This is a genomic window from Citrobacter sp. Marseille-Q3906 (assembly GCF_916618775.1).
GTDB classification, from domain to species: domain Bacteria; phylum Pseudomonadota; class Gammaproteobacteria; order Enterobacterales; family Enterobacteriaceae; genus Citrobacter; species Citrobacter murliniae.
Genome location: NZ_CAKAKA010000003.1, coordinates 540592 through 565527, shown reverse-complemented (window position 1 = coordinate 565527; position 24936 = coordinate 540592). Strand labels below are relative to the sequence as shown.

The window sequence follows — 24936 nt, the reverse complement described above, 5'->3', positions numbered from 1 at the left end:
TGCGCTATAAATATTCACAATAGGGCGCGAATATTACGCAAAACGCGAGCCTTTGACAAGTGCTACCGTCAATACATGAAGAAAAAAAACACAACACGTACGGCAACGTTTATCTGTGGCGTTTTTTCAGTACAATCAGCATATATTTCTAACCCTAAACCCGACGTTACCTTGTCATACTGTGAGGTAATCGGGGCGAGAAGCCCGGCTTTTGCGATGAATTTAGAAAAAATCAATGAGTTAACCGCGCAAGATATGGCGGGTGTCAATGCAACAATCCTTGAACAGCTCAATTCCGACGTTCAGTTGATCAATCAGTTGGGGTACTACATCGTTAGCGGTGGCGGAAAACGTATTCGCCCGATGATCGCCGTACTCGCTGCTCGCGCCGTTGGCTATCAGGATAATGCACACGTTACGATCGCGGCCCTAATCGAGTTTATCCACACCGCGACTCTGCTTCATGACGATGTTGTGGATGAATCCGATATGCGCCGAGGCAAAGCAACGGCGAATGCCGCATTTGGTAATGCGGCCAGCGTGCTGGTCGGCGATTTTATCTATACTCGCGCCTTTCAAATGATGACCAGCCTCGGTTCACTGAAGGTGTTGGAGGTTATGTCGAAAGCGGTAAACGTCATTGCCGAAGGTGAAGTTCTGCAGTTGATGAACGTAAACGACCCGGACATTACCGAAGAAAACTATATGCGCGTCATCTACAGCAAGACCGCGCGTCTGTTTGAAGCAGCGGCCCAATGTTCTGGCATTCTGGCTGGTTGTAGCGCTGAGCAGGAAAAAGGGTTGCAGGATTATGGCCGCTATCTCGGCACCGCTTTCCAGCTAATTGACGATTTACTGGATTACAGCGCAGATGGCGAACAGTTGGGTAAAAACGTCGGCGATGACCTCAATGAGGGTAAACCTACACTTCCGCTGCTACATGCCATGCGTCATGGTACTCCAGAACAGGCGCTGATGATTCGCCAGGCTATTGAGCAAGGGAATGGTCGTCACCTTCTGGAGCCCGTTCTTGAAGCTATGAATGCCTGCGGTTCACTGGAGTGGACTCGCCAGCGTGCAGAAGAAGAAGCCGATAAGGCCATTGCCGCACTTCAGGTTCTTCCTGATACGCCGTGGAGAGAAGCCCTGATCGGCCTGGCACATATCGCGGTTCAGCGCGACCGTTAATCCCCCCTGAATCATACATTATCCCGTGCCACGCACGGGATAATCCTATAAGTTCCAATAAACACCTTTTGCACTATCCCTCTGACAGAACCAACGCTAGTCCCTCCTGGCATATTCTGAATATTCTCAAACATTACACGAACATTTTAGAGCATTCATTCTCTGAGCGTATAGTGTTTAGACAGGATTATTGTGACAGCGTAAGTGGTTAACCAAAGGAGTGATGGATTTATGGAAAGCAAACTCATTGACTGGCATCCGGCAGACATCATCGCAGGGCTACGCAAAAAAGGAACATCAATGGCAGCAGAGTCGCGAAAAAACGGATTAAGCTCATCGACACTGGCGAATGCGTTAACACGACCATGGCCAAAAGGAGAAGTGATTATTGCGAACGCGCTAGGAACGGATCCCTGGGTTATTTGGCCATCGCGTTATCACGATGCAAAGACACATGAATTCATCGACAGAACGCGCATGATGAGAACCCGCAAAGAGAAAAAGAGTCTCGAGTGAGTCGGGCAGTCCCCTCCATATCAAAGATATGGGGGGACAAGAAGCGTTAACGATTACTCGCCTTTCACACGCTCAATGTTTGCGCCCAGCGCACGCAGTTTATCTTCGATGCGCTCATAGCCGCGATCGATGTGATAAATACGATCGACAACCGTCGTACCTTCTGCAATACATCCAGCCAGTACCAGACTTGCTGACGCACGTAAATCTGTTGCCATAACTTGCGCACCAGAGAGTGTTTCAACGCCGTGGCAAATAACGGTATTGCTTTCGATTTCCGCGTGAGCGCCCATACGGCTCAGCTCCGGCACGTGCATAAAGCGGTTTTCAAACACCGTTTCCGTGATGAAGCCAGTCCCTTCCGCAACCAGGTTCAACAGCGTGAACTGAGCCTGCATATCGGTAGGGAACGCCGGATGCGGCGCAGTACGCACGTTAACCGCTTTCGGACGCTTACCGTGCATGTCGAGACTAATCCAGTCTGCACCAACTTCAATATCGGCGCCCGCATCACGCAGCTTAGCCAGAACAGCATCTAGCGTGTCCGGCTGCGCGTTACGGCAGATAATTTTGCCACGAGAAATCGCCGCTGCAACCAGGAAGGTCCCGGTTTCAATACGGTCAGGTAGAACGCGATACACGCCGCCACCAAGGCGTTCAACACCCTCAATGGTAATACGATCGGTACCCTGACCACTTACCTTCGCGCCCAGTGCAATCAGGAAATTAGCGGTATCCACAATTTCCGGTTCGCGTGCGGCGTTTTCGATGATGGTGGTACCTTCTGCAAGCGTTGCCGCACACATGATGGTTACCGTCGCACCGACGCTAACTTTGTCCATCACGATGTGCGCGCCTTTCAGACGACCATCAACGGACGCTTTCACATAACCCTCTTCCAGCTTGATGGTTGCACCCAATTGCTCAAGGCCAGTAATGTGCAGATCAACCGGACGCGCACCAATAGTACAGCCACCCGGCAGTGAAACCTGGCCCTGACCAAAGCGGGCTACCAGCGGCCCCAACGCCCAGATGGACGCACGCATAGTTTTAACCAGGTCATATGGCGCGCAGAAGACGTTTACGTCACGAGCATCAATGTGCACGGAACCATTGCGTTCAACTTTCGCACCCAACTGGCTCAGCAACTTCATTGAGGTGTCAACGTCTTTCAGTTTTGGGACGTTTTGGATCTCTACAGGTTCTTCTGCCAGCAACGCCGCAAACAGGATCGGCAGTGCAGCGTTTTTAGCGCCTGAAATGGTGACTTCGCCCTGGAGCTTAGTTGGCCCCTGAACACGGAATTTATCCATTATTCTGTTCTCTGTTAAGAATTCATATTCGCTACCGGTGCAGCACCCGTAGCTCAAAAACCGTTAAGTTTGCGATCGCGCGCCCATTCCGCTGGGGTAAATGCTTTGATCGACACAGCATGAATGCGGTTATCCGCAATGTATTCCATCAACGGGCCATAGACTGATTGCTGCTTCTTGACCCGGCTCATGCCTTCAAACATCTCACCCACGGCAATAACCTGAAAGTGACTGCCATCGCCAGAAACGTGGACTTCCTGGAGGGAGAGTGCATTCATCAGCACGCTCTGAATTTCATTATTTTCCATGGGATCTTCATTCGTCAGATAGTGAAAACAGCCCAACATCTTAGAGCAAAGTTGCGCTGTCATAAATAAGCAAAAGGCCTGGCTGGTGGATCATGACCGCAAAATTACCGCATGGCGACGCTAACGGGTCTTATCAGGCCTACAGGATCAACGTGAATATGTAGGCCGGATAGGCGCTTACGCCACCATCCGGCATTGATTACAGGCGGGGAAGGACATCGTCGGGCAGATTGTAAAGCTGCGCCAGTGTGTAAACCTTTTCGTTAACACCGCTGAGCGAAACGCTATTTCCCTGCTGCTTGCCCTGGTCAATCAGGTGTAGCAATAATGCCAGTCCACCGGTATCAACTCGGGAAACCTGGCTCAGGTCAATGCAGGTTACCCCTTTCATCGCTTCAACACGCGCATCCCAGAGCGGATTTAGCACGTCCTGATCCAGTTCTCCCTTGAGTACCAGCTTGTCACCTTCACGCGCCCAGGTGAGTGACTGCGTCATTATTTTTTCTCTTCCAGAGTGATTTTCTGCTGAGAAATAGATTTCAGCTGCGCTGTCAGGCCATCGATACCTTTGGTACGCAACAGGTCACTCCACTCATTCTGTTTCGTGGTGATCATGCTGACGCCTTCGGCGATCATGTCATATGCCTGCCAGTTACCGGTCTGGGAATTTTTACGCCACTGGAAATCCAGGCGCACAGGAGGGCGGCCATTTGGATCGTTGATGGTCACGCGGATCGGCACGATGGTCGCATCGCCCAGTGGTTGTTCCGGGGCGATCTGATAGGTCTGGCCGTGATACATTGCCAGCGCCTGGCCATAGGCTTGCTTCAGGTACTCACGAAATGCAGTGAAATACGCGTCACGCTGCGCTGGCGTAGCATCTTTGTAATAACGGCCCAGTACCAGTGCTCCGGCATATTTTACCTGAACGTACGGCAGCAGTTCCTGATCGACGATAACGCGCAAGTATTCCGGATTAGAACGAATTTTTGGTTGCTCGTTTTTCAGACGGTCAAAAGTTTTCTGCGCCGCCTCATTCATCTGTTTGTAAGGATTAGTCTGATCCGCTGCATTTGCGGCGCTAAGTGGGGCAATAACCAGCATAGCCACCATCATCAATCGTTTAAACATACGTCGATTCTCCTGAGATTACTTCGTTGCGCCCGCAGGCGTAGTGGCTTCATTATTGCCTTCTGCCGCAGATGACGCATCGCCAGAATTCTTATTGTCATCACCTTTACTGTTGCTGTTGTAAAGGAACTGACCAATCATATCTTCCAGCACCATCGCGGATTTGGTGTCCTGAATCGTACCGCCATCTTTCAGGATAGACGTTCCCAGCTCAGGATCTTCAAAACCAACGTTCAGGGCCAGATACTGCTCACCTAACAGGCCGGAGGTACGGATACTCAGTGAACTGGTATCGGGAATATGGTTAAAGCGCTCTTCAATTTCCAGCGTTACACGTGGCAGGTACGTTTTCGGATCTAACGAAATGTCTGCAACGCGTCCAACCACTACCCCGCCAATCCGTACCGGAGAACGCTCTCTCAAGCCGCCGATATTATCAAAAGTCGCATAAATCGTGTAAGTCGGCTCGGTACGCATGGAGGTGACATTGGCTGCTTTCAGACAAACAAACAACGCCGCCAGCAGCGCAACCAGCAGGAATAACCCGACCCAAATCTCATTTTTTTTCGTTTGCATGAACTCAATTCCCAAACATCAATGCGGTCAGCACAAAATCCAGCCCCAAAACGGCAAGAGATGCGTGCACAACGGTGCGTGTCGTTGCCCGGCTAATGCCGGCAGAGGTCGGAATAGCATCATAACCATTGAACAATGCAATCCATGTGACCGTAATGGCGAACACCACGCTCTTAATCAAACAGTTGACCAGATCCAGACGCCAGTCGACGGCATTCTGCATCGCAGACCAGAAAAAGCCTGCGTCAATCCCCTTCCAGCTTACGCCAACCAGTGAGCCGCCCCAGATACCCACTGCGACAAAAATAATCGTCAGCAGCGGCAGCGAAATGACTCCGGCCCAAAAACGCGGAGAGATCACGCGGCGCAGTGGATCGACCGCCATCATTTCCATACTGGAAAGCTGCTCGGTCGCCCGCATCAGGCCGATTTCTGCGGTTAAGGCAGAGCCAGCTCGTCCGGCGAAAAGCAACGCCGCAACGACCGGCCCCAGCTCGCGCAGCAATGAAAGCGCCACGAGCATACCAAGGCTGGTTTCCGCGCTGTAAGTCGTCAGTACCAGATATCCCTGCAACCCCAGCACCATACCGATGAACACGCCAGAAACGATAATGATAAGCATCGATAAGACGCCGACATTATAGAGCTGACGGATCAGCAGCGGCGCATGTTTGCGAAACTCCGGCTTGCCGACTACCGCATTGAACAACATTAATCCGGCGCGCCCGAACGTCCGGAGGGTTTTTATCCCTCGATGCCCGAGTGATGCCAGCGCATTTAACAGCATGGGTGGCTTAACTCCCTGTTTTGAGTAAATCAGTGTGGTAATCGCCCGCCGGGTAGCGGAATGGAACCGGCCCATCGGCAATACCGTCAAGGAACTGGCGCACCCGCGGATCGGCATTTTCTTGTAGTGCCTGAGCACTACCGTAGGCCACTATTTTTTTGTCCGCCATAATATAGGCGTAATCCGCAATACTCAGTACCTCTGGCACATCATGAGACACCACTACACAGGTAACGCCCAGTACGCTGTTCAGCTCTGAAATCAGCTTCACCAACACGCCCATGGTAATGGGATCCTGACCGACAAACGGTTCATCAAACATGATGAGGTCTGGCTCCAGCGCGATAGCGCGTGCTAATGCCGCACGCCGCGCCATCCCACCAGATAATTCAGAAGGCATTAATTTTGCCGCACCGCGCAGGCCGACAGCCTCCAGTTTCATCATCACCGTGCTTCTCAGCAACGGCGCGGGTAACGTTGTATGCTCACGCAGGGGATAGGCGACGTTATCAAACACATTCATGTCGGTAAACAACGCACCTGACTGAAACAGCATGCTCATACGCTTACGCACGGTGTACAAACGCGAACGAGACATAGCAGGGACGTTCTCGCCATCAAAAAGTATCTCGCCGTTATCCGGGGGGATCTGTCCGCCAATCAAACGCAACAGCGTTGTTTTACCGATGCCTGATGGCCCCATGATCGCCGTTACCTTTCCGCGCGGCACCGTCAGGGAAATATTATCAAAAATGCAGCGATCGCCTCGGGAAAAGCTGACATCGCGCATATCGACTAGATTCGCCACAGACTGACCCATTGATTCATCCTTTACTATTGCCTCGTTGTTCGAAGAGTTTGGCGCTCAATTTAGCCCTGAACCCAACATATTTACAGATTATTACCCACCCTGGTTAGCGAAAGCTGGCATTTGTTTTACTTTTTAGCCGCATAAAGTCAAAATTAAGAATTCGTCACGGCTTCCAGAAGATCCTTCAGTGGACCGGCGAGTATACCTGAAGAAAGGACTTTAGATGCTTTTAGCGACGGCGCTGTTAATAATTGGTTTACTTCTGGTGGTCTACGGTGCCGACCGTATGGTGTTTGCCGCATCCATTTTATGCCGAACGTTTGGCATTCCCCCGATCATCATTGGGATGACAGTCGTCAGCATTGGTACATCATTACCTGAGATTATTGTCTCCGTTGCCGCATCGATGAATGGGCAGCTCGACTTAGCCGTCGGTACAGCTATCGGCTCCAACATCACCAACATTCTTCTCATTTTAGGCCTGTCAGCACTGATTCACCCTTTTACCGTGCATTCTGATGTTCTGCGTCGGGAATTACCGCTAATGTTGCTGGTGAGCATACTCGCTGCATCCGTACTGTATGACGGGCAACTAAGTCGCAGCGATGGTTTTTTTCTGCTGCTTCTTGCCGTGCTATGGCTGCTATTCATTGTTAAAATCGCGCGTCTGGCAGAGCGGCAAGGAAATGACAGCCTTACCCGGGAGCAAGTGGCGGAGCTGCCTCGCGAAGGCGGACTGCCCGTCGCATTTTTATGGTTGGGTATTGCGCTGATTATTATGCCGATGGCAACACGTATGGTGGTGGATAACGCCACTGTGCTGGCGAATTACTTTGCCATGAGCGAACTCACTATCGGTTTGACGGTGGTGGCCATTGGCACCAGCCTGCCTGAACTGGCAACGGCAATCGCAGGTCTGCGCAAGGGTGAAAACGATATCGCCGTCGGCAATATCATCGGCGCGAACATTTTTAATATTGTAATCGTCCTCGGACTGCCCGCACTGATCACACCGGGCGAGGTCAATCCGATGGCCTTCAGCCGTGATTATAGCGTCATGTTGCTGGTGAGCGTTATTTTTGCATTACTCTGCTGGCGACGTCCGCGCCAGATAAGTCGAGGCGCTGGTGCGCTATTGACTGGCGGTTTTATCATATGGCTGGCGATGCTGTATTGGTTATCGCCACTTCTCGTTGGATAACTGGAAACGCATTATGTCGCACTTAGAGTTGCAACCGGGTTTTGACTTTCAGCAAGCAGGTAAGGAAGTCCTGGCAATTGAACGTGAAGGCCTGGCGGAGCTTGATCAGTATATCAACCAGAATTTTACCCTCGCATGTGAAAAAATATTCAGTTGCCCGGGCAAAGTTGTGGTCATGGGGATGGGAAAATCCGGGCATATCGGGCGGAAAATGGCCGCCACTTTTGCCAGCACTGGCACCCCGTCATTTTTCGTACATCCTGGCGAAGCCGCGCATGGCGATCTGGGTATGGTATCGCCGCAAGACGTCGTGATCGCCATTTCTAACTCTGGCGAATCAAATGAGATTGCAGCGTTAATCCCGGTTCTAAAACGCCTTCACGTGCCGCTTATCTGCATGACCGGTCGTCCTGAAAGCAGCATGGCACGTGCAGCAGATGTGCATCTATGTGTTAAAGTGCCTAAGGAGGCCTGCCCGTTAGGTCTGGCACCGACCAGTAGTACAACCGCGACGCTGGTGATGGGTGATGCACTTGCTGTTGCATTATTAAAAGCTCGCGGCTTTACCGCAGAAGATTTTGCGTTATCTCACCCGGGTGGCGCATTGGGTCGTAAGCTTTTATTACGCGTTAACGATATTATGCATACGGGCGACGAGATCCCGCATGTGAACAAGCGCGCCAGCCTGCGTGATGCCCTACTTGAGATCACTCGTAAGAATCTCGGTATGACCGTCATCTGCGATGACAAAATGAAGATTGACGGCATCTTCACGGATGGCGACTTACGCCGTGTTTTTGATATGGGTGTCGATGTACGCCAGTTAGGCATTGCTGATGTCATGACACCTGGAGGCATTCGTGTGCGTCCAGGCATTCTTGCCGTTGATGCCCTGAACTTAATGCAGTCCCGCCATATCACTTCGGTAATGGTTGCTGATGGCGACCAGTTACTCGGTGTGTTACATATGCATGATCTGCTGCGTGCAGGCGTAGTGTAGAAATTCAAGGATAAAAGAAATGAGTAAAGCAGGTGCGTCGCTTGCGACCTGTTATGGACCCGTCAGCACTGAAGTCATCACCAGGGCAGAAAATATTCGTCTGCTCATCCTTGACGTGGATGGCGTTCTGTCTGACGGTCTGATTTATATGGGCAACAATGGCGAAGAGCTGAAAGCATTTAACGTTCGTGATGGCTACGGAATTCGTTGTGCGCTCACTTCAGGTATTGAGGTTGCCATTATTACCGGACGAAAGGCTAAACTTGTAGAAGATCGTTGTGCCACTCTGGGGATCGCTCATCTCTACCAGGGGCAATCTGACAAACTGGTCGCCTTTGACGACCTACTCAAGAAACTGGCGATTGCACCTGAAAATGTAGCGTACGTTGGCGACGATCTGATCGACTGGCCGGTGATGGAAAAAGTGGGATTAAGCGTAGCGGTAGCGGATGCACATCCTTTGCTGATCCCGCGTGCCGACTATGTCACCCACATCGACGGGGGGCGCGGCGCTGTACGTGAAGTCTGCGATTTATTACTCCTGGCGCAGGGCAAACTGGATGAGGCCAAAGGGCAATCGATATGAGCAAAACCAGACGTTGGGTTATCATTCTACTGTCGCTGGCTATCCTTGTGCTGATTGGTATTAACCTGGCAGACAAAGACGACACCACTGAAGTAGTGGTGAATAGCAATGAGCCAACCTATAAGAGCGAACATACCGATACCGTTGTATATAGCCCGGAAGGAGCACTAAGCTATCGCTTGATCGCTCAACACGTTGAATATTATTCAGATCAGGCTGTTTCGTGGTTTACTCAACCAGTATTAACCACATTTGATAAGGATAAAGTACCGACCTGGTCAATCAAGGCCGATAAAGCCAAATTAACCAATGATCGTATGCTCTATCTGTATGGCCACGTTGAAGTCAACGCGCTGGTTCCTGACTCTCAACTACGCAGAATTACTACCGATAACGCGCAGATTAACCTGGTGACGCAAGATGTTACTTCGGATGATCTGGTTACGTTGTACGGAACAACATTTAACTCCAGCGGACTGAAGATGCGCGGCAACTTACGCAGCAAGAACGCCGAGCTGATTGAAAAGGTTAGAACCTCATATGAAATTCAAAACAAACAAACTCAGCCTTAACCTTGTGCTTGCCAGCTCACTTCTGGCCGCCAGCATTCCGGCATTTGCCGTAACCGGCGATACCGAGCAACCGATCCACATTGAATCGGATCAACAGTCCCTGGATATGCAGGGCAACGTGGTGACGTTTACCGGTAATGTGGTCGTGACCCAAGGCACCATCAAAATTAATGCCGATAAAGTCGTCGTGACCCGTCCCGGCGGTGAAGACGGTAAAGAAGTGATCGATGGTTATGGTAACCCGGCAACGTTTTACCAGATGCAGGATAACGGTAAACCCGTTAACGGCCACGCGTCACAAATGCACTATGAACTGGCAAAAGATTTCGTCGTGCTGACTGGCAAAGCTTATCTGGAGCAGGTAGACAGCAATATCTCCGGCGACAAAATAACCTATCTGGTTAAAGAGCAGAAAATGCAGGCCTTCAGTGATAAAGGCAAACGCGTCACCACTGTACTGGTGCCGTCACAACTGCAGGATAAAGGCAAAACCAAGGCTCCGGCAGAGAAAAAAGGTAACTGATTCGTTATGGCAACATTAACTGCAAAGAATCTTGCAAAAGCCTACAAAGGCCGCCGCGTAGTGGAAGATGTCAGTTTGACCGTCAACTCCGGGGAGATCGTTGGTCTGCTCGGCCCTAACGGTGCGGGTAAAACAACGACCTTTTACATGGTTGTCGGCATTGTGCCGCGCGATGCTGGCAACATCATCATTGATGATGAAGACATCAGCCTGCTGCCGCTGCATGCGCGCGCACGTCGCGGCATCGGCTACTTACCGCAGGAAGCCTCTATTTTTCGTCGCCTGAGCGTATTTGATAACCTGATGGCAGTGCTGCAAATTCGTGACGATCTTTCCAGTGAACAACGTGAAGATCGCGCCAACGAACTGATGGAAGAATTCCATATCGAACATCTGCGCGACAGCCTGGGGCAATCGCTGTCCGGCGGTGAACGGCGCCGTGTGGAAATCGCCCGTGCGCTGGCTGCAAATCCGAAATTTATCCTGCTGGATGAACCCTTTGCCGGCGTTGACCCGATTTCCGTTATTGATATCAAACGCATCATTGAACACCTGCGAGATAGCGGACTGGGCGTGCTGATTACCGACCATAACGTTCGCGAAACGCTGGCGGTCTGTGAGCGAGCCTACATTGTGAGCCAGGGGCATCTGATCGCACACGGTACGCCTACCGAAATACTGCAAGACGAACACGTTAAGCGCGTATACCTTGGGGAAGACTTCAGACTCTGATAGGGTAGAAGACTTCACGTTACCGCGGGAGAAAACAACTCTGAACATGAAGCAAGGTTTGCAACTCAGGCTTAGCCAACAACTGGCGATGACGCCTCAGCTTCAACAGGCTATCCGTCTGTTGCAGCTGTCCACGCTGGAACTTCAGCAAGAACTTCAGCAAGCGCTGGAAAGTAACCCACTGCTCGAGCAAACCGATCTTCACGACGAAATTGATACCCAGGAAAAACAGGACAGCGAATCTCTCGATACTGCAGATGCACTCGAGCAAAAAGAAATGCCGGAAGAGCTACCGCTAGACACCAGTTGGGATGAAATTTACACCGCGGGTACGCCGTCTGGGGCCAGCGGGGATTACATTGACGACGAACTGCCGGTGTATCAGGGTGAAACCACGCAATCGCTACAAGATTATCTAATGTGGCAAGTGGAGCTGACTCCATTTTCGGATACCGATCGCGCCATTGCGACGTCAATTGTAGACGCGGTGGATGATACAGGGTATCTCACGGTTTCTCTGGACGAAATTCTCGAAAGCATGGGCGATGATGACATCGGTATGGATGAAATCGAGGCCGTGCTTAAACGCGTTCAACGTTTTGATCCTGTTGGTGTTGCGGCAAAAGATCTCCGTGACTGCTTACTGATCCAACTTTCGCAGTTTGACAAAGCCACACCATGGCTGGAAGAAACTCGCCTGATCATCAGCGATCATCTTGATCTGCTCGCCAATCACGACTTCCGCACGCTGATGCGCGTGACCCGACTGAAAGAAGATGTACTGAAAGAGGCTGTAAATCTTATCCAGTCGCTCGACCCAAGACCCGGACAGTCGATCCAGACGGGTGAACCGGAATACGTGATCCCGGATGTGCTGGTACGTAAGCATAACGATCGCTGGGTCGTCGAACTGAACAGCGACAGCATTCCGCGCTTACAAATCAACCAGCACTACGCCGCCATGTGCAACGGTGCGCGTAACGATGCAGACAGCCAGTTTATCCGTAGTAATCTGCAGGATGCGAAGTGGCTGATAAAAAGTCTGGAAAGCCGTAATGACACACTGTTGCGCGTCAGTCGCTGTATTGTTGAGCAACAGCAAGCCTTCTTTGAACAAGGCGAAGAGTTTATGAAACCGATGGTGCTGGCGGATATCGCCCAGGCCGTCGAGATGCACGAATCGACCATTTCCCGAGTGACCACGCAAAAATACCTGCACAGTCCGCGCGGCATTTTTGAATTGAAGTATTTCTTCTCCAGTCACGTAAATACTGAAGGTGGAGGCGAAGCCTCTTCTACAGCGATACGCGCGCTGGTGAAGAAATTAATTGCTGCGGAGAACCCTGCGAAACCGCTGAGTGACAGCAAGTTAACCTCTATGCTGTCAGAACAGGGTATCATGGTGGCGCGCCGCACCGTTGCGAAGTACCGAGAGTCTTTATCCATTCCGCCGTCTAACCAGCGCAAACAACTGGTCTGACCCAACCGATAAGGAAGACACTATGCAGCTCAACATCACTGGAAATAACGTCGAAATTACTGAAGCCCTGCGCGACTTTGTTACCACAAAGTTCGCCAAACTTGAGCAATATTTCGACAGGATTAATCAGGTTTATATTGTGTTGAAAGTGGAGAAGGTTACACACATCTCGGATGCAACACTGCATGTGAACGGTGGCGAAATTCATGCCAGCGCGGAAGGTCAGGATATGTACGCCGCCATTGACGGTTTAATTGATAAACTGGCTCGGCAGCTAACAAAACATAAAGATAAACTGAAACAGCACTAACTTGTCCGGGCAGTTAGCGGGTGCAGGACGGCCTGTTGTGAAGCACAACAGGCCATTTGTACAGTTAGCGCTTAGGTGAAATTATGACAAATAACGATACGACTCTACAACTGAGCAATGTTCTTAACCAGGAATGTACACGCGCGGCCGTTCACTGCCAAAGTAAGAAACGCGCACTGGAAATCATTAGCGAACTGGCGGCAAAGCAGCTCAGCTTGCCTCCTCAGGTGGTGTTTGAAGCCATTCTGACGCGTGAGAAAATGGGCAGTACCGGCATCGGCAATGGTATTGCAATTCCGCACGGTAAGCTGGAAGAAGATACGTTACGTGCGGTCGGCGTGTTTGTTCAACTCGAAACCCCCATCGCTTTCGACGCCATTGATAATCAGCCTGTTGATCTGCTTTTCGCTCTGCTGGTCCCTGCCGATCAAACCAAAACGCATTTGCATACGCTGTCACTGGTTGCAAAACGCCTGGCAGATAAAACCATCTGTCGTCGCCTGCGCGCCGCACAAAGCGACCAGGAGTTGTATCAAATCATCACGGACACCGAAGGTGAACAGGATGAGGCATAATAACCCAATGGCATCTTTTTCTGTCGTTGTGAGGAGAAACAGTACATGGTACTGATGATCGTCAGCGGTCGCTCAGGGTCGGGAAAATCTGTCGCCCTGCGAGCGCTGGAAGATATGGGTTTTTACTGCGTGGATAACCTCCCCGTCGTGTTGTTGCCCGATCTGGCTAGAACGCTTGCCGATCGCCAAATTTCTGCGGCTGTCAGCATTGATGTGCGTAACATGCCTGAGTCACCAGAGATTTTCGAACAGGCGATGAATAACCTGCCAGAGGGCTTCTCACCGCAGCTGTTGTTCCTTGATGCTGACCGTAACACGCTGATTCGCCGCTACAGCGATACGCGACGTCTGCACCCGCTCTCCAGCAAAAACTTATCTCTGGAAAGCGCGATTGATAAAGAAAGTGATTTACTGGAACCACTGCGTTCCCGCGCAGACTTGATCGTTGATACCTCGGAAATGTCCGTGCACGAACTGGCGGAAATGTTACGTACCCGACTGTTGGGTAAACGTGAACGTGAACTGACGATGGTATTCGAGTCCTTTGGTTTCAAACACGGTATCCCAATAGATGCGGATTACGTCTTTGACGTACGATTCCTGCCTAACCCACACTGGGATCCAAAACTACGTCCGATGACCGGTCTTGACAGGCCTGTCGCCGCCTTCCTCGATCGACACACAGAAGTACACAATTTTATCTACCAGACTCGCAGCTATCTTGAGCTATGGTTACCCATGCTGGAGACGAACAACCGCAGCTACCTCACCGTAGCCATCGGCTGTACCGGCGGGAAGCACCGTTCGGTGTATATTGCAGAGCAACTGGCAGACTACTTCCGCTCACGCGGTAAAAACGTACAGTCACGCCATCGTACGCTGGAAAAACGTAAATCATGACCGTGAAGCAAACTGTTGAAATCACGAATAAGCTGGGCATGCATGCCCGGCCCGCAATGAAACTGTTTGAATTAATGCAGGGTTTTGAAGCAGAAGTACTGCTACGTAATGATGAAGGAACGGAAGCCGAAGCAAACAGCGTTATCGCATTGCTAATGCTGGATTCCGCCAAAGGCCGTCAGATAGAGATTGAAGCCTCTGGCCCACAGGAAGTTGAAGCCCTTGCAGCGGTTATTGCGTTGTTTAATTCAGGGTTTGACGAAGAGTAGTCCGGAAGGTCGGATAAGGCGTTTACACCACCATCCGACACCACCGATTAATACAGCTTATTTTCCCGCATAAACGACTCACCGCCAAGCTGGCGCATTTGACGCATGATCCACGCCTGACGGCTACGAACATAGCCTGAAGGTGCATTCGCCTTAAAACGCAGAGGATTTGGCAATACCGCCGCCAGTAATGCCGCTTCTGACAGACTCAACCGGCTGGCGGGCTTATGGAAATACCGCTGCGCCGCCGCTTCCACGCCAAATACACCATCGCCAAACTCAGCAATATTCAGATAGACGGTCAGAATACGTTTCTTGCTCCAGACTGTTTCCATACCCAGCGTCAGACCAGCCTCCAGACCTTTACGCACCCAGCTACGCCCATCCCACAGAAAAAGATTTTTTGCCGTCTGCTGCGACAACGTCGACGCGCCGCGAATACGCTTTTCGTTACGTTCGTTGTGCTCCAGCGCTTTCTCTATGGCGGAGACATCAAATCCCCAGTGTTCGGGAAATTTTTGGTCCTCGGCTGCAATCACCGCCAGCCCCATCAGTGGCGATATCTCGTCCATGCTGACCCAGTCTGAATGCGCCACATAGCTGAAATGTCCCTGTAACCATGCTCCAAGCTGCCGCTCGACCATCACTGCCGAGAAAGGCACCGGCACCACGCTAAATAGCGCGATGCCGCCGCCCCAAAAAACGGCGAGGACAACAACCACCCGCAGAAAAATACGCCGCAAAAAGACGGCGACCCCTTTTCTCATTCAGCCAGTACCAGCACGCGCGCCACCAGCTTATCGATACCGCTTGCGGCCTGGGCTATATCCTGCGCCAGCATATAAGCCGGTGTAGTGACGATTTTGTTGTCTTCATCGACCACGATATCATCAACCGGACAAGGCACATGTTCGCCCCCCATATCTTCCAGCACTTCCGCGGTGTCAATATCGGTGCCAATTGTCAGACGCAGTGGGAAATCAAAGATTTTTGGCAGCATCGCCGGAGCAATACACATAAACCCCAGCGGTTTTCCTGACTGATGCATAGCGACCGCCAGCGCGGCCAAATCGCTATCAACCCGACATTCGCTGCCCTGGCTGGCAAAATTACTCAGATTCTTCGCCGCGCCAAACCCACCAGGAACAATCAGCGCATCAAGTTCAGCAGAAACAGCCTGGGCCAGAGGACGGATATCACCCCGCGCAATACGTGCTGCTTCAATCAGGACGTTGCGTGCTTCCTGCATCGGCTCACCCGTCAGATGATTAATGACATCCACCTGCTGTTTATCCGGTGCAAAACAGATAGCCTGAGCACCGCTGCGAGCAATCGCCAGAAGGGTTAGCACGGCTTCATGGATCTCTGAACCGTCATATACACCACATCCACTGAGCACAACGCCAACTTTTTTCATCGAGATACTCCTTTCGCAACTGACTGAAGCATATTAATAATTCTTATTAAAATGCTACGCTTCACACATTTAACTGATTCATGTAACAAATTATTTAAGATTTGCTATCTTAACTGCGTGCGGCCTGAAATTTAGGGCTGCGCCCTTGTAAACAATGATAATAATTTACGGCGCAGCCACGATTTCCCTGGTGTTGGCGCAGTATTCGCGCACCCCGGTTAAGCCGGGGTCATTTTTTTTCCACGCTCGCTACCCAGGCTCTTAATACCGCCACGTCGTGTTGCCACTCTTGCTTCATCTCTTCAATCCATTCAGCCACGTTATCTTCCCAGGCAGGAAGGTCTGGGGATTGAATTTGCTGTCCCAGTTGCTGCAGATGTCGCAGGCCAACCGATCCCGCAGCACCTTTAATTTTGTGGCCTTCTTCAACAACGCCTTTTTTATCACGCGCAGTCAGATTGGACTCCAGGACGCTCAAATATCCCGGCATCATCTTCTCAAACACCGCCAGCCCATCGGTAATCAACTTCGGTCCCACCAGCTCGAGGTATTGTTCCAACATGGGAATATCTAACAGCGCTTGCGATTTACTGCTTTCTTCAGATGTCACAGTGCTCTCCTCTTTGTTTCGGGTATCCCAGTATTTTTTGATCATGGCGGTTAACGCCGGAACCGATAATGGCTTACTCAGCACGTCATCCATTCCCGCATCAAGATATTCTTTCTTATCCTTCAGTACGTTGGCAGTAAGCGCCACCAGCGGCGGCAGGGCTTCACGCGCGTATTTTTGGGTAAGCTCTCTGGAGATATCCAGCCCCGTCATATCCGGCAACTGAATATCCAGCAGTACCAGGTCGTATTCCCCCGGCTTGAACATTTCCAGCGCAGCTTTCCCGGTCATCGCGACATCCACGCTGTTGCCTAGTTTTTCCAGCACTGAACGCGCAACAATCACATTCAGTTCAATATCCTCTACCAGCAACACATTCAGAGCTGGCAACGGCATATCATCCTCTTCAAAGGCGTCTTCAATCTCTTCCGCTACGGCAGGCGCATGAACGGTTAGCGTAAAGACTGAACCTTTTCCTGGCTGGCTGGAGACCGTGATATCCCCCCCCATATTCTTAGCCAGACGGCGGGATACCGCGAGACCAATCCCGGTACCTGTTGCCGGTTTACCACCGTTGCTGTCTTTCACCTGATAATACATGGCGAAGATCTTATCCTGCTCATCCTGCGGAATACCGATCCCGGAATCTTCAACTTCAAAATGCAGAATACTTCCTTCGTCATAACGCGCCCGAACGGTGACCTGTCCTTGCTGGGTGAATTTCACGGCATTACTGATCAGGTTCCACAGGATCTGGCGTAAACGCGTCCCGTCTGTGATGACCTTATGCGGCAGAGGCAACGTCGGTTCCAGGACAAAGCGTAGCCCTTTTTGTTGCGCCTGAAGGCCTGACAGGTTTTCCAGATCCGCCATAAAGCTGGTGAAATCAATCGGCTGGTTATCCAGTTGGACTTTACGCCGTTCCATCTTATCCATGTCGATAATATCGTTGAAAATATTACCCAACGTGACGGCGGAAACATGGATGGTTTTGAGGTATTTTTCCTGCTCGGCGGTCAGATCCGTATCCAGCAGGATCCGGCTTAAGCCGACAATGCCGTTCAGTGGTGTTCGCAGCTCGTGGCTGATAGTCGAAATGAAGGTGGTCTTATCGCGACTGGCACGCTCAAGTGCGTCCTGATAACGCTTACGCTCGGTAATATCGCGCCCAAAGCCCATCAGACCATGTCGCTTACCAACTCGGTCGTAATAAGGCACTTTACGAATTTCAAAGCAGGCTTTACGTCCGTCCGGATAATCCAGCCATTGTTCATAAGTGAGCGAAACATTATGGCGGAACACTTTCTCATCAGTTTCGATAACCTTCTCTGCCGCCTCAGGGGAATAAACGTCAGCCGGTTTTAAATTTACCAGTTGCTTTTCACTCTTGCCGGTCAGCAATTCCATCGCACGGTTACAGCCGGAAAATTCTTTATCCTCATTGCGATAAAAAACCAGATCCGGCGACGCATCGAGGAAAGAACGCAGAAAAGAGGACTGTTGTTCAAGCTGGATCTGCGCTTCTTCGCGCTCTTTAATTTCCACCTTAAGCTGCTCAAACGTTTCCTGGCGCTCCGCTTCTGCCTTTTCACGTTCTACGATCTGCTGATTGAGCTGAGCAATATTGTCCTTCAGTTGTACATTAAGCTTGAGATCGCGCTCACGCATCTCTTCCAGCTTCTGTACCAGTCGTGACAGGCGCTGTCGGGACTCCTCCAGTTGTTCCACTACCACTGACAGGAAATAGACGGCCCACGGGGTAATTAACAGACCAAAAAAGATTGAACGGATAACATCAATACTTTCTACCTGACCATGCAGCACCATGGTGACAGCCATCTGCACCACAATTGCCAACACGACCAAAGCCAGCGCCAATAGCAGCGAAAAGCGCACCAGACCTAACTTCATCATCAGGTCGACATAATATTGCGCCAGCATACGAATTTGCTTCATAGAGGGTTCCTTCACGACAACTTGGCACAATAATACTCAATTCTCAGCGCGACGTTTAAGATTGTGCCAAAAATGCGTAGTTTCCCTCATCGCGCTACACTGCCGGCGGGTTCCAGGGCCGTCCCAGAGCTGACCCCTGTACGCCATATTCGTTAAGGTACTTATCCAGTTCGACCATCCCGGTCCAGCGATTTTCACACCATAATGGGGCTAATAACGTCGGGCGACGGGCGCTGGCAGAAATTCGGTGATAGATAACCTCTGGCGGAGTGTGGCGAATCATCTCTCCCGCCGTCACTGTGTAATCACCCAGCTCAATACCGCTCAGGCGCCCGGCCTCCCAGGCTTTCGCCATAATGCTGCCCTTCACGATATGCAGGGGATGCAGCTTAATTCCATCGACTCCGGTATCCACCACGCGTTCCAGCGTTTGCAGACATTCCATTTGCCCTTCTCCCGGCAGACCGACAATAAGGTGCGAACACACTTTCAACCCACGTTCACGCGCTAACTGAGTGGTTCGCTGATAGCAGGAAAAATCATGTCCACGATTGATGCGGTGCAGGGTTTTATCATGCGCAGTTTGCAACCCCAGCTCCAGCCACACCTCATATCCCTGATCTTTATATTCGCAAAGCAGATCAAGCACCGCTTCCGGAACACAATCGGGGCGCGTCCCAACGCACAGACCAACAATATTGGCCTGACTGACCGCCTGCTGATACATAGAACGCAGCACCTGCACTTCCGCAAAGGTGCTGGTATAGGCCTGGAAATAGGCCAGATAGCGCTTAGCGCGATTCACCAGGTGCGCCTGATGTTCAAGCTGTTCGGCAATGGAATGATGCTGTTGGGCCTCATCGGCAAAAGAGGCCACATTACAGAAAGTACATCCACCGCGTCCGATGGTACCATCGCGATTTGGGCAGCTAAACCCACCGTGCAGCGTGAGTTTATGAACTTTTTGCCCATAACGACGAGAAAGATCCCCACCAAACATATTGACTAATTTCTGTAACTGCATAATCTGATAGACCGCGCCTTGAAAAGAGGCCAAAGCCTGCCATTTTTAGCCCCCGTTGGCGATGACCTGGATCAATCGCCCTGGCGTGCCTTTATTTATTGCATAACAAATCAAAATAACCGAAATTTCATTCAATCCAAATGTAATTATTTTTCCTTATATCCCGCTATTTTTTTTATGTTCTTTTAGCTCTTGTATAAAAACAGTATCTTTAAGACGCCAAAACTCTAAAATCCAGCATAAAATGCCAGTCATCACGATAAACAAAGGGAGGACGAGGGATAACAGGCCTTTCTGACAGTGAGACAGATCACACTTCACCATCCATTCCACACACGTTAAATCAATGTAAAAACGCCTTTAATTTCAATATATTCATAAAGTTAATCTTCCTATAGCACATTTTTGTATAAATAAGATTGCCATTTGACCTGTGTGTGGATTCCCGATAACTTGGAAATCCGCTGGAAGCTTTCTGGATGAGCAGTCTGCTCATCATATTTATGCAGTAATTGAGATTCCCTCTGAAGCAAGTCCTCAAACTTGTTTGACCTGTGCGAAAAGGATAAAGAGGGCGAATGCGAGGTAAGCGTATGACACGCAAACCCCGTCGCCATGCTCTTGGTGTGCCCGTGCGCAACGGTTCAGATGGGGATCTCGCAGAGCCTGGGGAGGTTCACTGATATGTTGTACGATAAATCCCTTGAGAAGGATAACTGTGGTTTCGGCCTGATCGCCCACATAGAAGGCGAACCTAGCCACAAGGTAGTGCGTACCGCCATACACGCGCTGGCCCGTATGCAGCACCGTGGCGCAATTCTTGCCGATGGTAAAACCGGCGATGGTTGCGGCCTGCTGTTACAAAAACCTGACCGCTTTTTTCGCATCGTTGCTCAGGAGCGCGGCTGGCGTTTAGCCAAAAACTACGCCGTCGGCATGATCTTTTTAAATAAAGACGCTGAACTGGCGGCTGCATCTCGTCGCATTGTTGAAGAAGAATTACAGCAGGAAACCTTGTCGATTGTTGGTTGGCGCGAAGTGCCCACCAACGAAGGTGTCCTCGGTGAAATCGCCCTCTCCTCCCTGCCTCGAATTGAGCAAATTTTTGTTAACGCCCCTGCGGGCTGGCGACCACGTGATATGGAACGCCGCCTGTTCATCGCGCGTCGCCGTATCGAAAAACGCCTCCAGGAAGATAAAGACTTCTACGTCTGCAGCTTGTCTAACCTGGTCAACATCTACAAAGGTCTGTGTATGCCGGCGGATCTGCCGCGCTTTTACCTGGACCTGGCGGACCTGCGTCTGGAATCAGCTATCTGTCTGTTCCATCAGCGCTTCTCCACCAACACCGTACCACGCTGGCCGCTGGCACAACCGTTCCGCTACCTGGCGCACAACGGTGAGATCAACACCATCACCGGTAACCGTCAGTGGGCCCGCGCACGTACCTATAAATTTCAGACGCCGCTGATCCCTGATCTCCATGATGCCGCTCCTTTCGTCAACGAAACCGGCTCCGACTCCAGCTCAATGGATAACATGCTGGAGCTGCTTCTGGCAGGCGGCATGGACATTATCCGGGCCATGCGCCTGCTGGTGCCACCAGCCTGGCAGAACAACCCTGACATGGACCCGGAACTGCGCGCATTCTTTGACTTTAACTCCATGCACATGGAGCCATGGGATGGTCCGGCAGGTATTGTTATGTCTGACGGCCGCTTTGCCGCATGTAACCTGGACCGTAACGGCCTGCGCCCGGCACGCTACGTGATCACCAAAGACAAGCTCATCACCTGCGCCTCTGAAGTGGGGATTTGGGACTATCAGCCGGATGAAGTTGTCGAGAAAGGCCGCGTCGGTCCGGGCGAACTAATGGTTATCGATACCCGCAGTGGGCGCATTCTGCACTCAGCCGAAACCGATGACGATCTGAAAAGCCGCCACCCGTACAAAGAGTGGATGGAGAAAAATGTCCGCCGTCTGGTACCGTTTGAAGATCTGGCTGACGATCAGGTCGGTAGCCGCGAACTGGACGATGACACCCTTGCCAGCTACCAGAAGCAGTTTAATTACAGCGCTGAAGAGCTGGATTCCGTCATCCGCGTGCTGGGTGAAAATGGTCAGGAAGCGGTTGGCTCAATGGGTGACGATACCCCGTTTGCTGTACTCTCCAGTCAGCCACGCATTATTTATGACTACTTCCGCCAGCAGTTTGCGCAGGTGACTAACCCGCCTATCGATCCGCTGCGTGAAGCGCATGTGATGTCACTGGCCACCAGCATCGGTCGTGAGATGAACGTCTTCTGCGAAGCGGAAGGCCAGGCACACCGTCTGAGTTTCAAATCGCCGATCCTGCTGTACTCCGATTTCAAACAGCTCACCACTATGAAAGAGGAACACTATCGCGCGGATACGCTGGACATAACCTTTGACGTGACCGAAACCACGCTTGAAGAGACCGTCAAAGCACTGTGCGACAAGGCCGAGCAGATGGTGCGTAACGGCACGGTGCTGCTGGTACTTTCCGACCGTAACATTGCCAAAAACCGCTTGCCAGTCCCGGCACCGATGGCGGTCGGCGCAGTGCAAACGCGTCTGGTAGAACAAAGCCTGCGCTGTGACGCCAACATCATCGTTGAAACTGCCAGCGTACGCGATCCGCACCACTTTGCAGTCCTGTTGGGCTTTGGCGCGACGGCGGTCTATCCATACCTCGCGTATGAGACGCTGGGGCGCCTGATCGATACACAGGCGATAGCCAAAGATTACCGGACCGTGATGCAGAACTACCGTAACGGCATCAACAAAGGCCTGTACAAAATCATGTCCAAAATGGGCATTTCGACGATCGCCTCTTACCGCTGCTCTAAGCTGTTTGAAGCCGTTGGTCTGCATGATGACGTCGTTGCGCTCTGCTTCCAGGGCGTAGTCAGTCGCATCAGCGGTGCTGGATTTGCCGATTTCCAGCAGGATCTGCTGAATCTCTCCAAGCATGCCTGGCTGGCACGTAAACCGATTAGTCAGGGCGGCCTGCTGAAGTACGTTCACGGCGGTGAATACCACGCTTACAACCCAGACGTGGTACGTACTCTGCAACAGGCGGTACAAAGCGGGGAATATAGCGACTATCAGGAATATGCAAAACTGGTAAATGAGCGCCCGGCGGCGACGCTGCGCGACCTGCTGGCAATCACGCCTGGTGATGAAGCCATAAGCATTAACGACGTAGAACCAGCAACAGAACTGTTTAAACGCTTTGATACCGCAGCGATGTCTATCGGCGCATTAAGTCCGGAAGCGCACGAAGCGTTGGCCGAAGCAATGAACAGCATCGGCGGCAACTCTAACTCCGGTGAAGGCGGTGAAGATCCGGCGCGTTACGGCACCAACAAGGTGTCACGCATTAAGCAGGTCGCTTCCGGCCGCTTCGGAGTTACCCCGGCGTATCTGGTTAACGCCGATGTGATTCAGATTAAAGTCGCACAGGGCGCGAAGCCGGGTGAAGGTGGTCAGTTGCCGGGTGATAAAGTGACTCCGTACATCGCCAAACTGCGTTATTCGGTACCGGGCGTGACGTTGATCTCCCCGCCGCCGCACCACGATATCTACTCAATCGAGGACTTAGCGCAGCTGATTTTCGACCTGAAACAGGTCAACCCGAAAGCGATGATCTCCGTCAAACTGGTTTCCGAACCTGGCGTCGGCACCATCGCTACCGGTGTGGCAAAAGCGTATGCGGATCTCATCACCATCGCAGGCTATGACGGCGGCACCGGAGCCAGCCCACTCTCGTCAGTAAAATATGCGGGTTGTCCGTGGGAACTGGGTCTGGTTGAAACCCAACAGGCACTGGTGGCTAACGGTCTGCGCCATAAGATTCGTTTGCAGGTTGATGGCGGACTGAAAACTGGCGTCGATATCATCAAAGCGGCAATTCTGGGAGCGGAAAGCTTCGGCTTCGGTACCGGTCCGATGGTGGCGCTGGGCTGTAAATATCTGCGTATTTGCCACCTGAACAACTGCGCAACTGGCGTGGCGACTCAGGACGAAAAACTGCGTAAGAATCACTATCATGGTCTGCCGTTCAAAGTCACCAACTACTTTGAATTTGTTGCCCGTGAAACCCGAGAGCTGATGGCGCAACTGGGCGTGAAACGCCTGGTAGACCTGATTGGCCGTACCGATCTGCTCACCGAGCTGGAAGGATACACCGCCAAACAGCAGAAACTGGAGCTGTCCCGGCTGCTGGAAACCGCCGAGCCGCATCCGGGTAAAGCGCTGTTCTGCACCGAGAACAACCCGCCGTTTGATAACGGCGTGCTGAACGCACAATTACTGCAGCAGGCGAAACCGTTTGTCGATGATCGCCAGAGTAAAACTTTCTGGTTCGATATCCGCAACACCGATCGTTCTGTCGGCGCATCATTGTCTGGCTATATCGCACAAACGCACGGCGATCAGGGGCTGGCCTCCGATCCTATCAAAGCGCATTTCAGCGGTACTGCAGGACAAAGCTTCGGTGTATGGAACGCAGGTGGCGTTGAGTTGTATCTGACCGGCGATGCCAATGACTATGTCGGTAAAGGTATGGCGGGTGGCTTGCTGGCTGTGCGCCCACCGGTGGGTTCTGCCTTCCGTAGCCATGAAGCAAGTATCATCGGCAACACCTGTCTGTACGGTGCTACCGGTGGTCGTTTATTCGCCGCGGGTCGAGCAGGTGAACGATTCGCCGTACGTAACTCAGGCGCGATTACCGTAGTAGAAGGCATTGGTGACAACGGTTGCGAATATATGACCGGCGGCATCGTCTGTATTCTTGGGAAAACAGGCGTCAACTTCGGTGCGGGTATGACGGGCGGGTTCGCCTACGTGCTGGACGAAGACGGCGAATTCCGCAAACGCGTAAACCCTGAACTGGTCGAAGTGTTGAGTGTGGACTCTCTGGCTATCCATGAAGAGCATCTGCGCGGGCTTATTACCGAACACGTACAGCATACCGGTTCTTCACACGGCGAAGAGATCCTGGCCAACTGGCCGGCATTCTCGGCGAAATTCGCGCTGGTTAAACCAAAATCCAGTGATGTGAAAGCACTGTTGGGTCACCGTAGTCGTAGCGCAGCTGAGCTGCGTGTGCAGGCGCAGTAAGGGGTA

Annotated in this window: 25 protein-coding genes; 14 read left to right on the top strand and 11 right to left on the bottom strand. The window is 51.6% G+C overall.

Annotated elements, in window-relative coordinates; all coding sequences use genetic code 11:
- Positions 1 to 216 precede the first annotated feature (216 nt).
- Complete coding sequence (gene ispB, locus LG384_RS20095; protein WP_045448055.1) at positions 217 to 1188, top strand: octaprenyl diphosphate synthase; 972 nt, start codon at positions 217 to 219, stop codon at positions 1186 to 1188.
- A gap of 231 nt (positions 1189 to 1419) precedes the next feature.
- Entirely contained in the window at positions 1420 to 1704 is a 285-nt protein-coding gene (gene sfsB, locus LG384_RS20090) for a DNA-binding transcriptional regulator SfsB (protein WP_045448058.1), read from the top strand.
- Positions 1705 to 1757: 53 nt separating this feature from the next.
- Here the strand turns inward: sfsB and murA are convergent, their stop codons facing one another.
- From murA to mlaF, 7 genes are all read right to left on the bottom strand, one after another.
- Positions 1758 to 3017 (bottom strand): UDP-N-acetylglucosamine 1-carboxyvinyltransferase, encoded by a 1260-nt coding sequence (murA, locus tag LG384_RS20085; RefSeq protein ID WP_045448061.1) that lies wholly within the window; start codon positions 3015 to 3017, stop codon positions 1758 to 1760.
- Positions 3018 to 3070: 53 nt separating this feature from the next.
- Positions 3071 to 3325: a BolA family iron metabolism protein IbaG gene (ibaG, locus tag LG384_RS20080; protein ID WP_003025040.1), complete on the bottom strand. Its 255-nt coding sequence runs from the start codon at positions 3323 to 3325 to the stop codon at positions 3071 to 3073.
- A 199-nt stretch (positions 3326 to 3524) separates the two neighbouring features.
- Complete coding sequence (gene mlaB / locus LG384_RS20075) at positions 3525 to 3821, bottom strand: lipid asymmetry maintenance protein MlaB (protein WP_048220482.1); 297 nt, start codon at positions 3819 to 3821, stop codon at positions 3525 to 3527.
- Complete coding sequence (mlaC, locus tag LG384_RS20070; RefSeq protein ID WP_045448067.1) at positions 3821 to 4456, bottom strand: phospholipid-binding protein MlaC; 636 nt, start codon at positions 4454 to 4456, stop codon at positions 3821 to 3823. Before mlaC ends, mlaB begins: the two co-directional genes overlap by 1 nt.
- Before the next feature lie 18 nt (positions 4457 to 4474).
- Complete coding sequence (gene mlaD, locus LG384_RS20065) at positions 4475 to 5032, bottom strand: outer membrane lipid asymmetry maintenance protein MlaD (RefSeq protein ID WP_045449803.1); 558 nt, start codon at positions 5030 to 5032, stop codon at positions 4475 to 4477.
- A gap of 4 nt (positions 5033 to 5036) precedes the next feature.
- Positions 5037 to 5819: a lipid asymmetry maintenance ABC transporter permease subunit MlaE gene (gene mlaE / locus LG384_RS20060; RefSeq protein WP_045448070.1), complete on the bottom strand. Its 783-nt coding sequence runs from the start codon at positions 5817 to 5819 to the stop codon at positions 5037 to 5039.
- 7 nt (positions 5820 to 5826) lie between these two features.
- Positions 5827 to 6639 carry a phospholipid ABC transporter ATP-binding protein MlaF gene (gene mlaF / locus LG384_RS20055; protein WP_045448073.1) on the bottom strand — a complete coding sequence of 271 codons (813 nt, stop codon included), beginning with the start codon at positions 6637 to 6639 and terminating at the stop codon, positions 5827 to 5829.
- A gap of 214 nt (positions 6640 to 6853) precedes the next feature.
- Here mlaF and LG384_RS20050 point away from each other — a divergent pair, with 214 nt between their 5' ends.
- From LG384_RS20050 to npr, 11 genes are all read left to right on the top strand, one after another.
- Positions 6854 to 7831, top strand: coding sequence for a calcium/sodium antiporter (locus LG384_RS20050; RefSeq protein ID WP_045448076.1), 978 nt, complete (start codon positions 6854 to 6856; stop codon positions 7829 to 7831).
- A gap of 13 nt (positions 7832 to 7844) precedes the next feature.
- A complete protein-coding gene (kdsD, locus tag LG384_RS20045; protein ID WP_045448079.1) occupies positions 7845 to 8831 on the top strand; it encodes an arabinose-5-phosphate isomerase KdsD in 987 nt (328 codons plus the stop codon).
- 19 nt (positions 8832 to 8850) lie between these two features.
- Positions 8851 to 9417, top strand: coding sequence for a 3-deoxy-manno-octulosonate-8-phosphatase KdsC (gene kdsC, locus LG384_RS20040; RefSeq protein WP_045448081.1), 567 nt, complete (start codon positions 8851 to 8853; stop codon positions 9415 to 9417).
- Entirely contained in the window at positions 9414 to 9989 is a 576-nt protein-coding gene (lptC, locus tag LG384_RS20035; protein ID WP_045448083.1) for an LPS export ABC transporter periplasmic protein LptC, read from the top strand. The genes kdsC and lptC overlap by 4 nt, the downstream gene beginning before the upstream one ends.
- Positions 9958 to 10512: a lipopolysaccharide ABC transporter substrate-binding protein LptA gene (gene lptA / locus LG384_RS20030; protein ID WP_045448086.1), complete on the top strand. Its 555-nt coding sequence runs from the start codon at positions 9958 to 9960 to the stop codon at positions 10510 to 10512. The genes lptC and lptA overlap by 32 nt, the downstream gene beginning before the upstream one ends.
- A 6-nt stretch (positions 10513 to 10518) precedes the next feature.
- Positions 10519 to 11244: an LPS export ABC transporter ATP-binding protein gene (gene lptB / locus LG384_RS20025; protein WP_040234138.1), complete on the top strand. Its 726-nt coding sequence runs from the start codon at positions 10519 to 10521 to the stop codon at positions 11242 to 11244.
- Between the two features lie 46 nt (positions 11245 to 11290).
- Positions 11291 to 12724 (top strand): RNA polymerase factor sigma-54, encoded by a 1434-nt coding sequence (gene rpoN / locus LG384_RS20020; protein ID WP_045448089.1) that lies wholly within the window; start codon positions 11291 to 11293, stop codon positions 12722 to 12724.
- Positions 12725 to 12746: 22 nt separating this feature from the next.
- The gene (gene hpf / locus LG384_RS20015; protein WP_005121327.1) at positions 12747 to 13034 is read left to right on the top strand and encodes a ribosome hibernation promoting factor; all 288 of its coding nucleotides are present in this window, start codon (positions 12747 to 12749) and stop codon (positions 13032 to 13034) included.
- A gap of 83 nt (positions 13035 to 13117) precedes the next feature.
- Positions 13118 to 13609, top strand: coding sequence for a PTS IIA-like nitrogen regulatory protein PtsN (gene ptsN, locus LG384_RS20010; RefSeq protein ID WP_045448092.1), 492 nt, complete (start codon positions 13118 to 13120; stop codon positions 13607 to 13609).
- Between the two features lie 45 nt (positions 13610 to 13654).
- On the top strand, positions 13655 to 14509 hold the full coding sequence (rapZ, locus tag LG384_RS20005) for an RNase adapter RapZ (RefSeq protein ID WP_003025085.1): 855 nt from the start codon (positions 13655 to 13657) through the stop codon (positions 14507 to 14509).
- Positions 14506 to 14778 carry a PTS phosphocarrier protein NPr gene (gene npr / locus LG384_RS20000; RefSeq protein WP_045448095.1) on the top strand — a complete coding sequence of 91 codons (273 nt, stop codon included), beginning with the start codon at positions 14506 to 14508 and terminating at the stop codon, positions 14776 to 14778. The genes rapZ and npr overlap by 4 nt, the downstream gene beginning before the upstream one ends.
- A 47-nt stretch (positions 14779 to 14825) precedes the next feature.
- Here npr and mtgA read toward each other — a convergent pair whose 3' ends face one another.
- From mtgA to LG384_RS19980, 4 genes are all read right to left on the bottom strand, one after another.
- Positions 14826 to 15545, bottom strand: a complete 720-nt coding sequence (mtgA, locus tag LG384_RS19995; protein ID WP_200010084.1) for a monofunctional biosynthetic peptidoglycan transglycosylase — start codon at positions 15543 to 15545, stop codon at positions 14826 to 14828.
- The gene (elbB, locus tag LG384_RS19990; protein WP_045448101.1) at positions 15542 to 16195 is read right to left on the bottom strand and encodes an isoprenoid biosynthesis glyoxalase ElbB; all 654 of its coding nucleotides are present in this window, start codon (positions 16193 to 16195) and stop codon (positions 15542 to 15544) included. Before elbB ends, mtgA begins: the two co-directional genes overlap by 4 nt.
- A gap of 229 nt (positions 16196 to 16424) precedes the next feature.
- Positions 16425 to 18761, bottom strand: coding sequence for an aerobic respiration two-component sensor histidine kinase ArcB (arcB, locus tag LG384_RS19985; protein ID WP_225761414.1), 2337 nt, complete (start codon positions 18759 to 18761; stop codon positions 16425 to 16427).
- 94 nt (positions 18762 to 18855) lie between these two features.
- Complete coding sequence (locus LG384_RS19980) at positions 18856 to 19785, bottom strand: TIGR01212 family radical SAM protein (protein ID WP_225761413.1); 930 nt, start codon at positions 19783 to 19785, stop codon at positions 18856 to 18858.
- A 684-nt stretch (positions 19786 to 20469) separates the two neighbouring features.
- On the opposite strand from LG384_RS19980, the gene gltB reads away from it, so the two are divergent.
- Positions 20470 to 24930 (top strand): glutamate synthase large subunit, encoded by a 4461-nt coding sequence (gene gltB / locus LG384_RS19975; protein WP_144243087.1) that lies wholly within the window; start codon positions 20470 to 20472, stop codon positions 24928 to 24930.
- The last annotated feature ends 6 nt before the right edge of the window (positions 24931 to 24936 follow it).

What these genes read in the sequence shown, in the direction of transcription:
- ispB (WP_045448055.1), top strand. Translation starts at nt 217, where the DNA reads ATGAATTTAGAAAAAATCAATGAGTTAACCGCGCAAGATATGGCGGGT.
- sfsB (WP_045448058.1), top strand. Translation starts at nt 1,420, where the DNA reads ATGGAAAGCAAACTCATTGACTGGCATCCGGCAGACATCATCGCAGGG.
- murA (WP_045448061.1), bottom strand. Translation starts at nt 3,017, where the DNA reads ATGGATAAATTCCGTGTTCAGGGGCCAACTAAGCTCCAGGGCGAAGTC.
- ibaG (WP_003025040.1), bottom strand. Translation starts at nt 3,325, where the DNA reads ATGGAAAATAATGAAATTCAGAGCGTGCTGATGAATGCACTCTCCCTC.
- mlaB (WP_048220482.1), bottom strand. Translation starts at nt 3,821, where the DNA reads ATGACGCAGTCACTCACCTGGGCGCGTGAAGGTGACAAGCTGGTACTC.
- mlaC (WP_045448067.1), bottom strand. Translation starts at nt 4,456, where the DNA reads ATGTTTAAACGATTGATGATGGTGGCTATGCTGGTTATTGCCCCACTT.
- mlaD (WP_045449803.1), bottom strand. Translation starts at nt 5,032, where the DNA reads ATGCAAACGAAAAAAAATGAGATTTGGGTCGGGTTATTCCTGCTGGTT.
- mlaE (WP_045448070.1), bottom strand. Translation starts at nt 5,819, where the DNA reads ATGCTGTTAAATGCGCTGGCATCACTCGGGCATCGAGGGATAAAAACC.
- mlaF (WP_045448073.1), bottom strand. Translation starts at nt 6,639, where the DNA reads ATGGGTCAGTCTGTGGCGAATCTAGTCGATATGCGCGATGTCAGCTTT.
- LG384_RS20050 (WP_045448076.1), top strand. Translation starts at nt 6,854, where the DNA reads ATGCTTTTAGCGACGGCGCTGTTAATAATTGGTTTACTTCTGGTGGTC.
- kdsD (WP_045448079.1), top strand. Translation starts at nt 7,845, where the DNA reads ATGTCGCACTTAGAGTTGCAACCGGGTTTTGACTTTCAGCAAGCAGGT.
- kdsC (WP_045448081.1), top strand. Translation starts at nt 8,851, where the DNA reads ATGAGTAAAGCAGGTGCGTCGCTTGCGACCTGTTATGGACCCGTCAGC.
- lptC (WP_045448083.1), top strand. Translation starts at nt 9,414, where the DNA reads ATGAGCAAAACCAGACGTTGGGTTATCATTCTACTGTCGCTGGCTATC.
- lptA (WP_045448086.1), top strand. Translation starts at nt 9,958, where the DNA reads ATGAAATTCAAAACAAACAAACTCAGCCTTAACCTTGTGCTTGCCAGC.
- lptB (WP_040234138.1), top strand. Translation starts at nt 10,519, where the DNA reads ATGGCAACATTAACTGCAAAGAATCTTGCAAAAGCCTACAAAGGCCGC.
- rpoN (WP_045448089.1), top strand. Translation starts at nt 11,291, where the DNA reads ATGAAGCAAGGTTTGCAACTCAGGCTTAGCCAACAACTGGCGATGACG.
- hpf (WP_005121327.1), top strand. Translation starts at nt 12,747, where the DNA reads ATGCAGCTCAACATCACTGGAAATAACGTCGAAATTACTGAAGCCCTG.
- ptsN (WP_045448092.1), top strand. Translation starts at nt 13,118, where the DNA reads ATGACAAATAACGATACGACTCTACAACTGAGCAATGTTCTTAACCAG.
- rapZ (WP_003025085.1), top strand. Translation starts at nt 13,655, where the DNA reads ATGGTACTGATGATCGTCAGCGGTCGCTCAGGGTCGGGAAAATCTGTC.
- npr (WP_045448095.1), top strand. Translation starts at nt 14,506, where the DNA reads ATGACCGTGAAGCAAACTGTTGAAATCACGAATAAGCTGGGCATGCAT.
- mtgA (WP_200010084.1), bottom strand. Translation starts at nt 15,545, where the DNA reads ATGAGAAAAGGGGTCGCCGTCTTTTTGCGGCGTATTTTTCTGCGGGTG.
- elbB (WP_045448101.1), bottom strand. Translation starts at nt 16,195, where the DNA reads ATGAAAAAAGTTGGCGTTGTGCTCAGTGGATGTGGTGTATATGACGGT.
- arcB (WP_225761414.1), bottom strand. Translation starts at nt 18,761, where the DNA reads ATGAAGCAAATTCGTATGCTGGCGCAATATTATGTCGACCTGATGATG.
- LG384_RS19980 (WP_225761413.1), bottom strand. Translation starts at nt 19,785, where the DNA reads ATGCAGTTACAGAAATTAGTCAATATGTTTGGTGGGGATCTTTCTCGT.
- gltB (WP_144243087.1), top strand. Translation starts at nt 20,470, where the DNA reads ATGTTGTACGATAAATCCCTTGAGAAGGATAACTGTGGTTTCGGCCTG.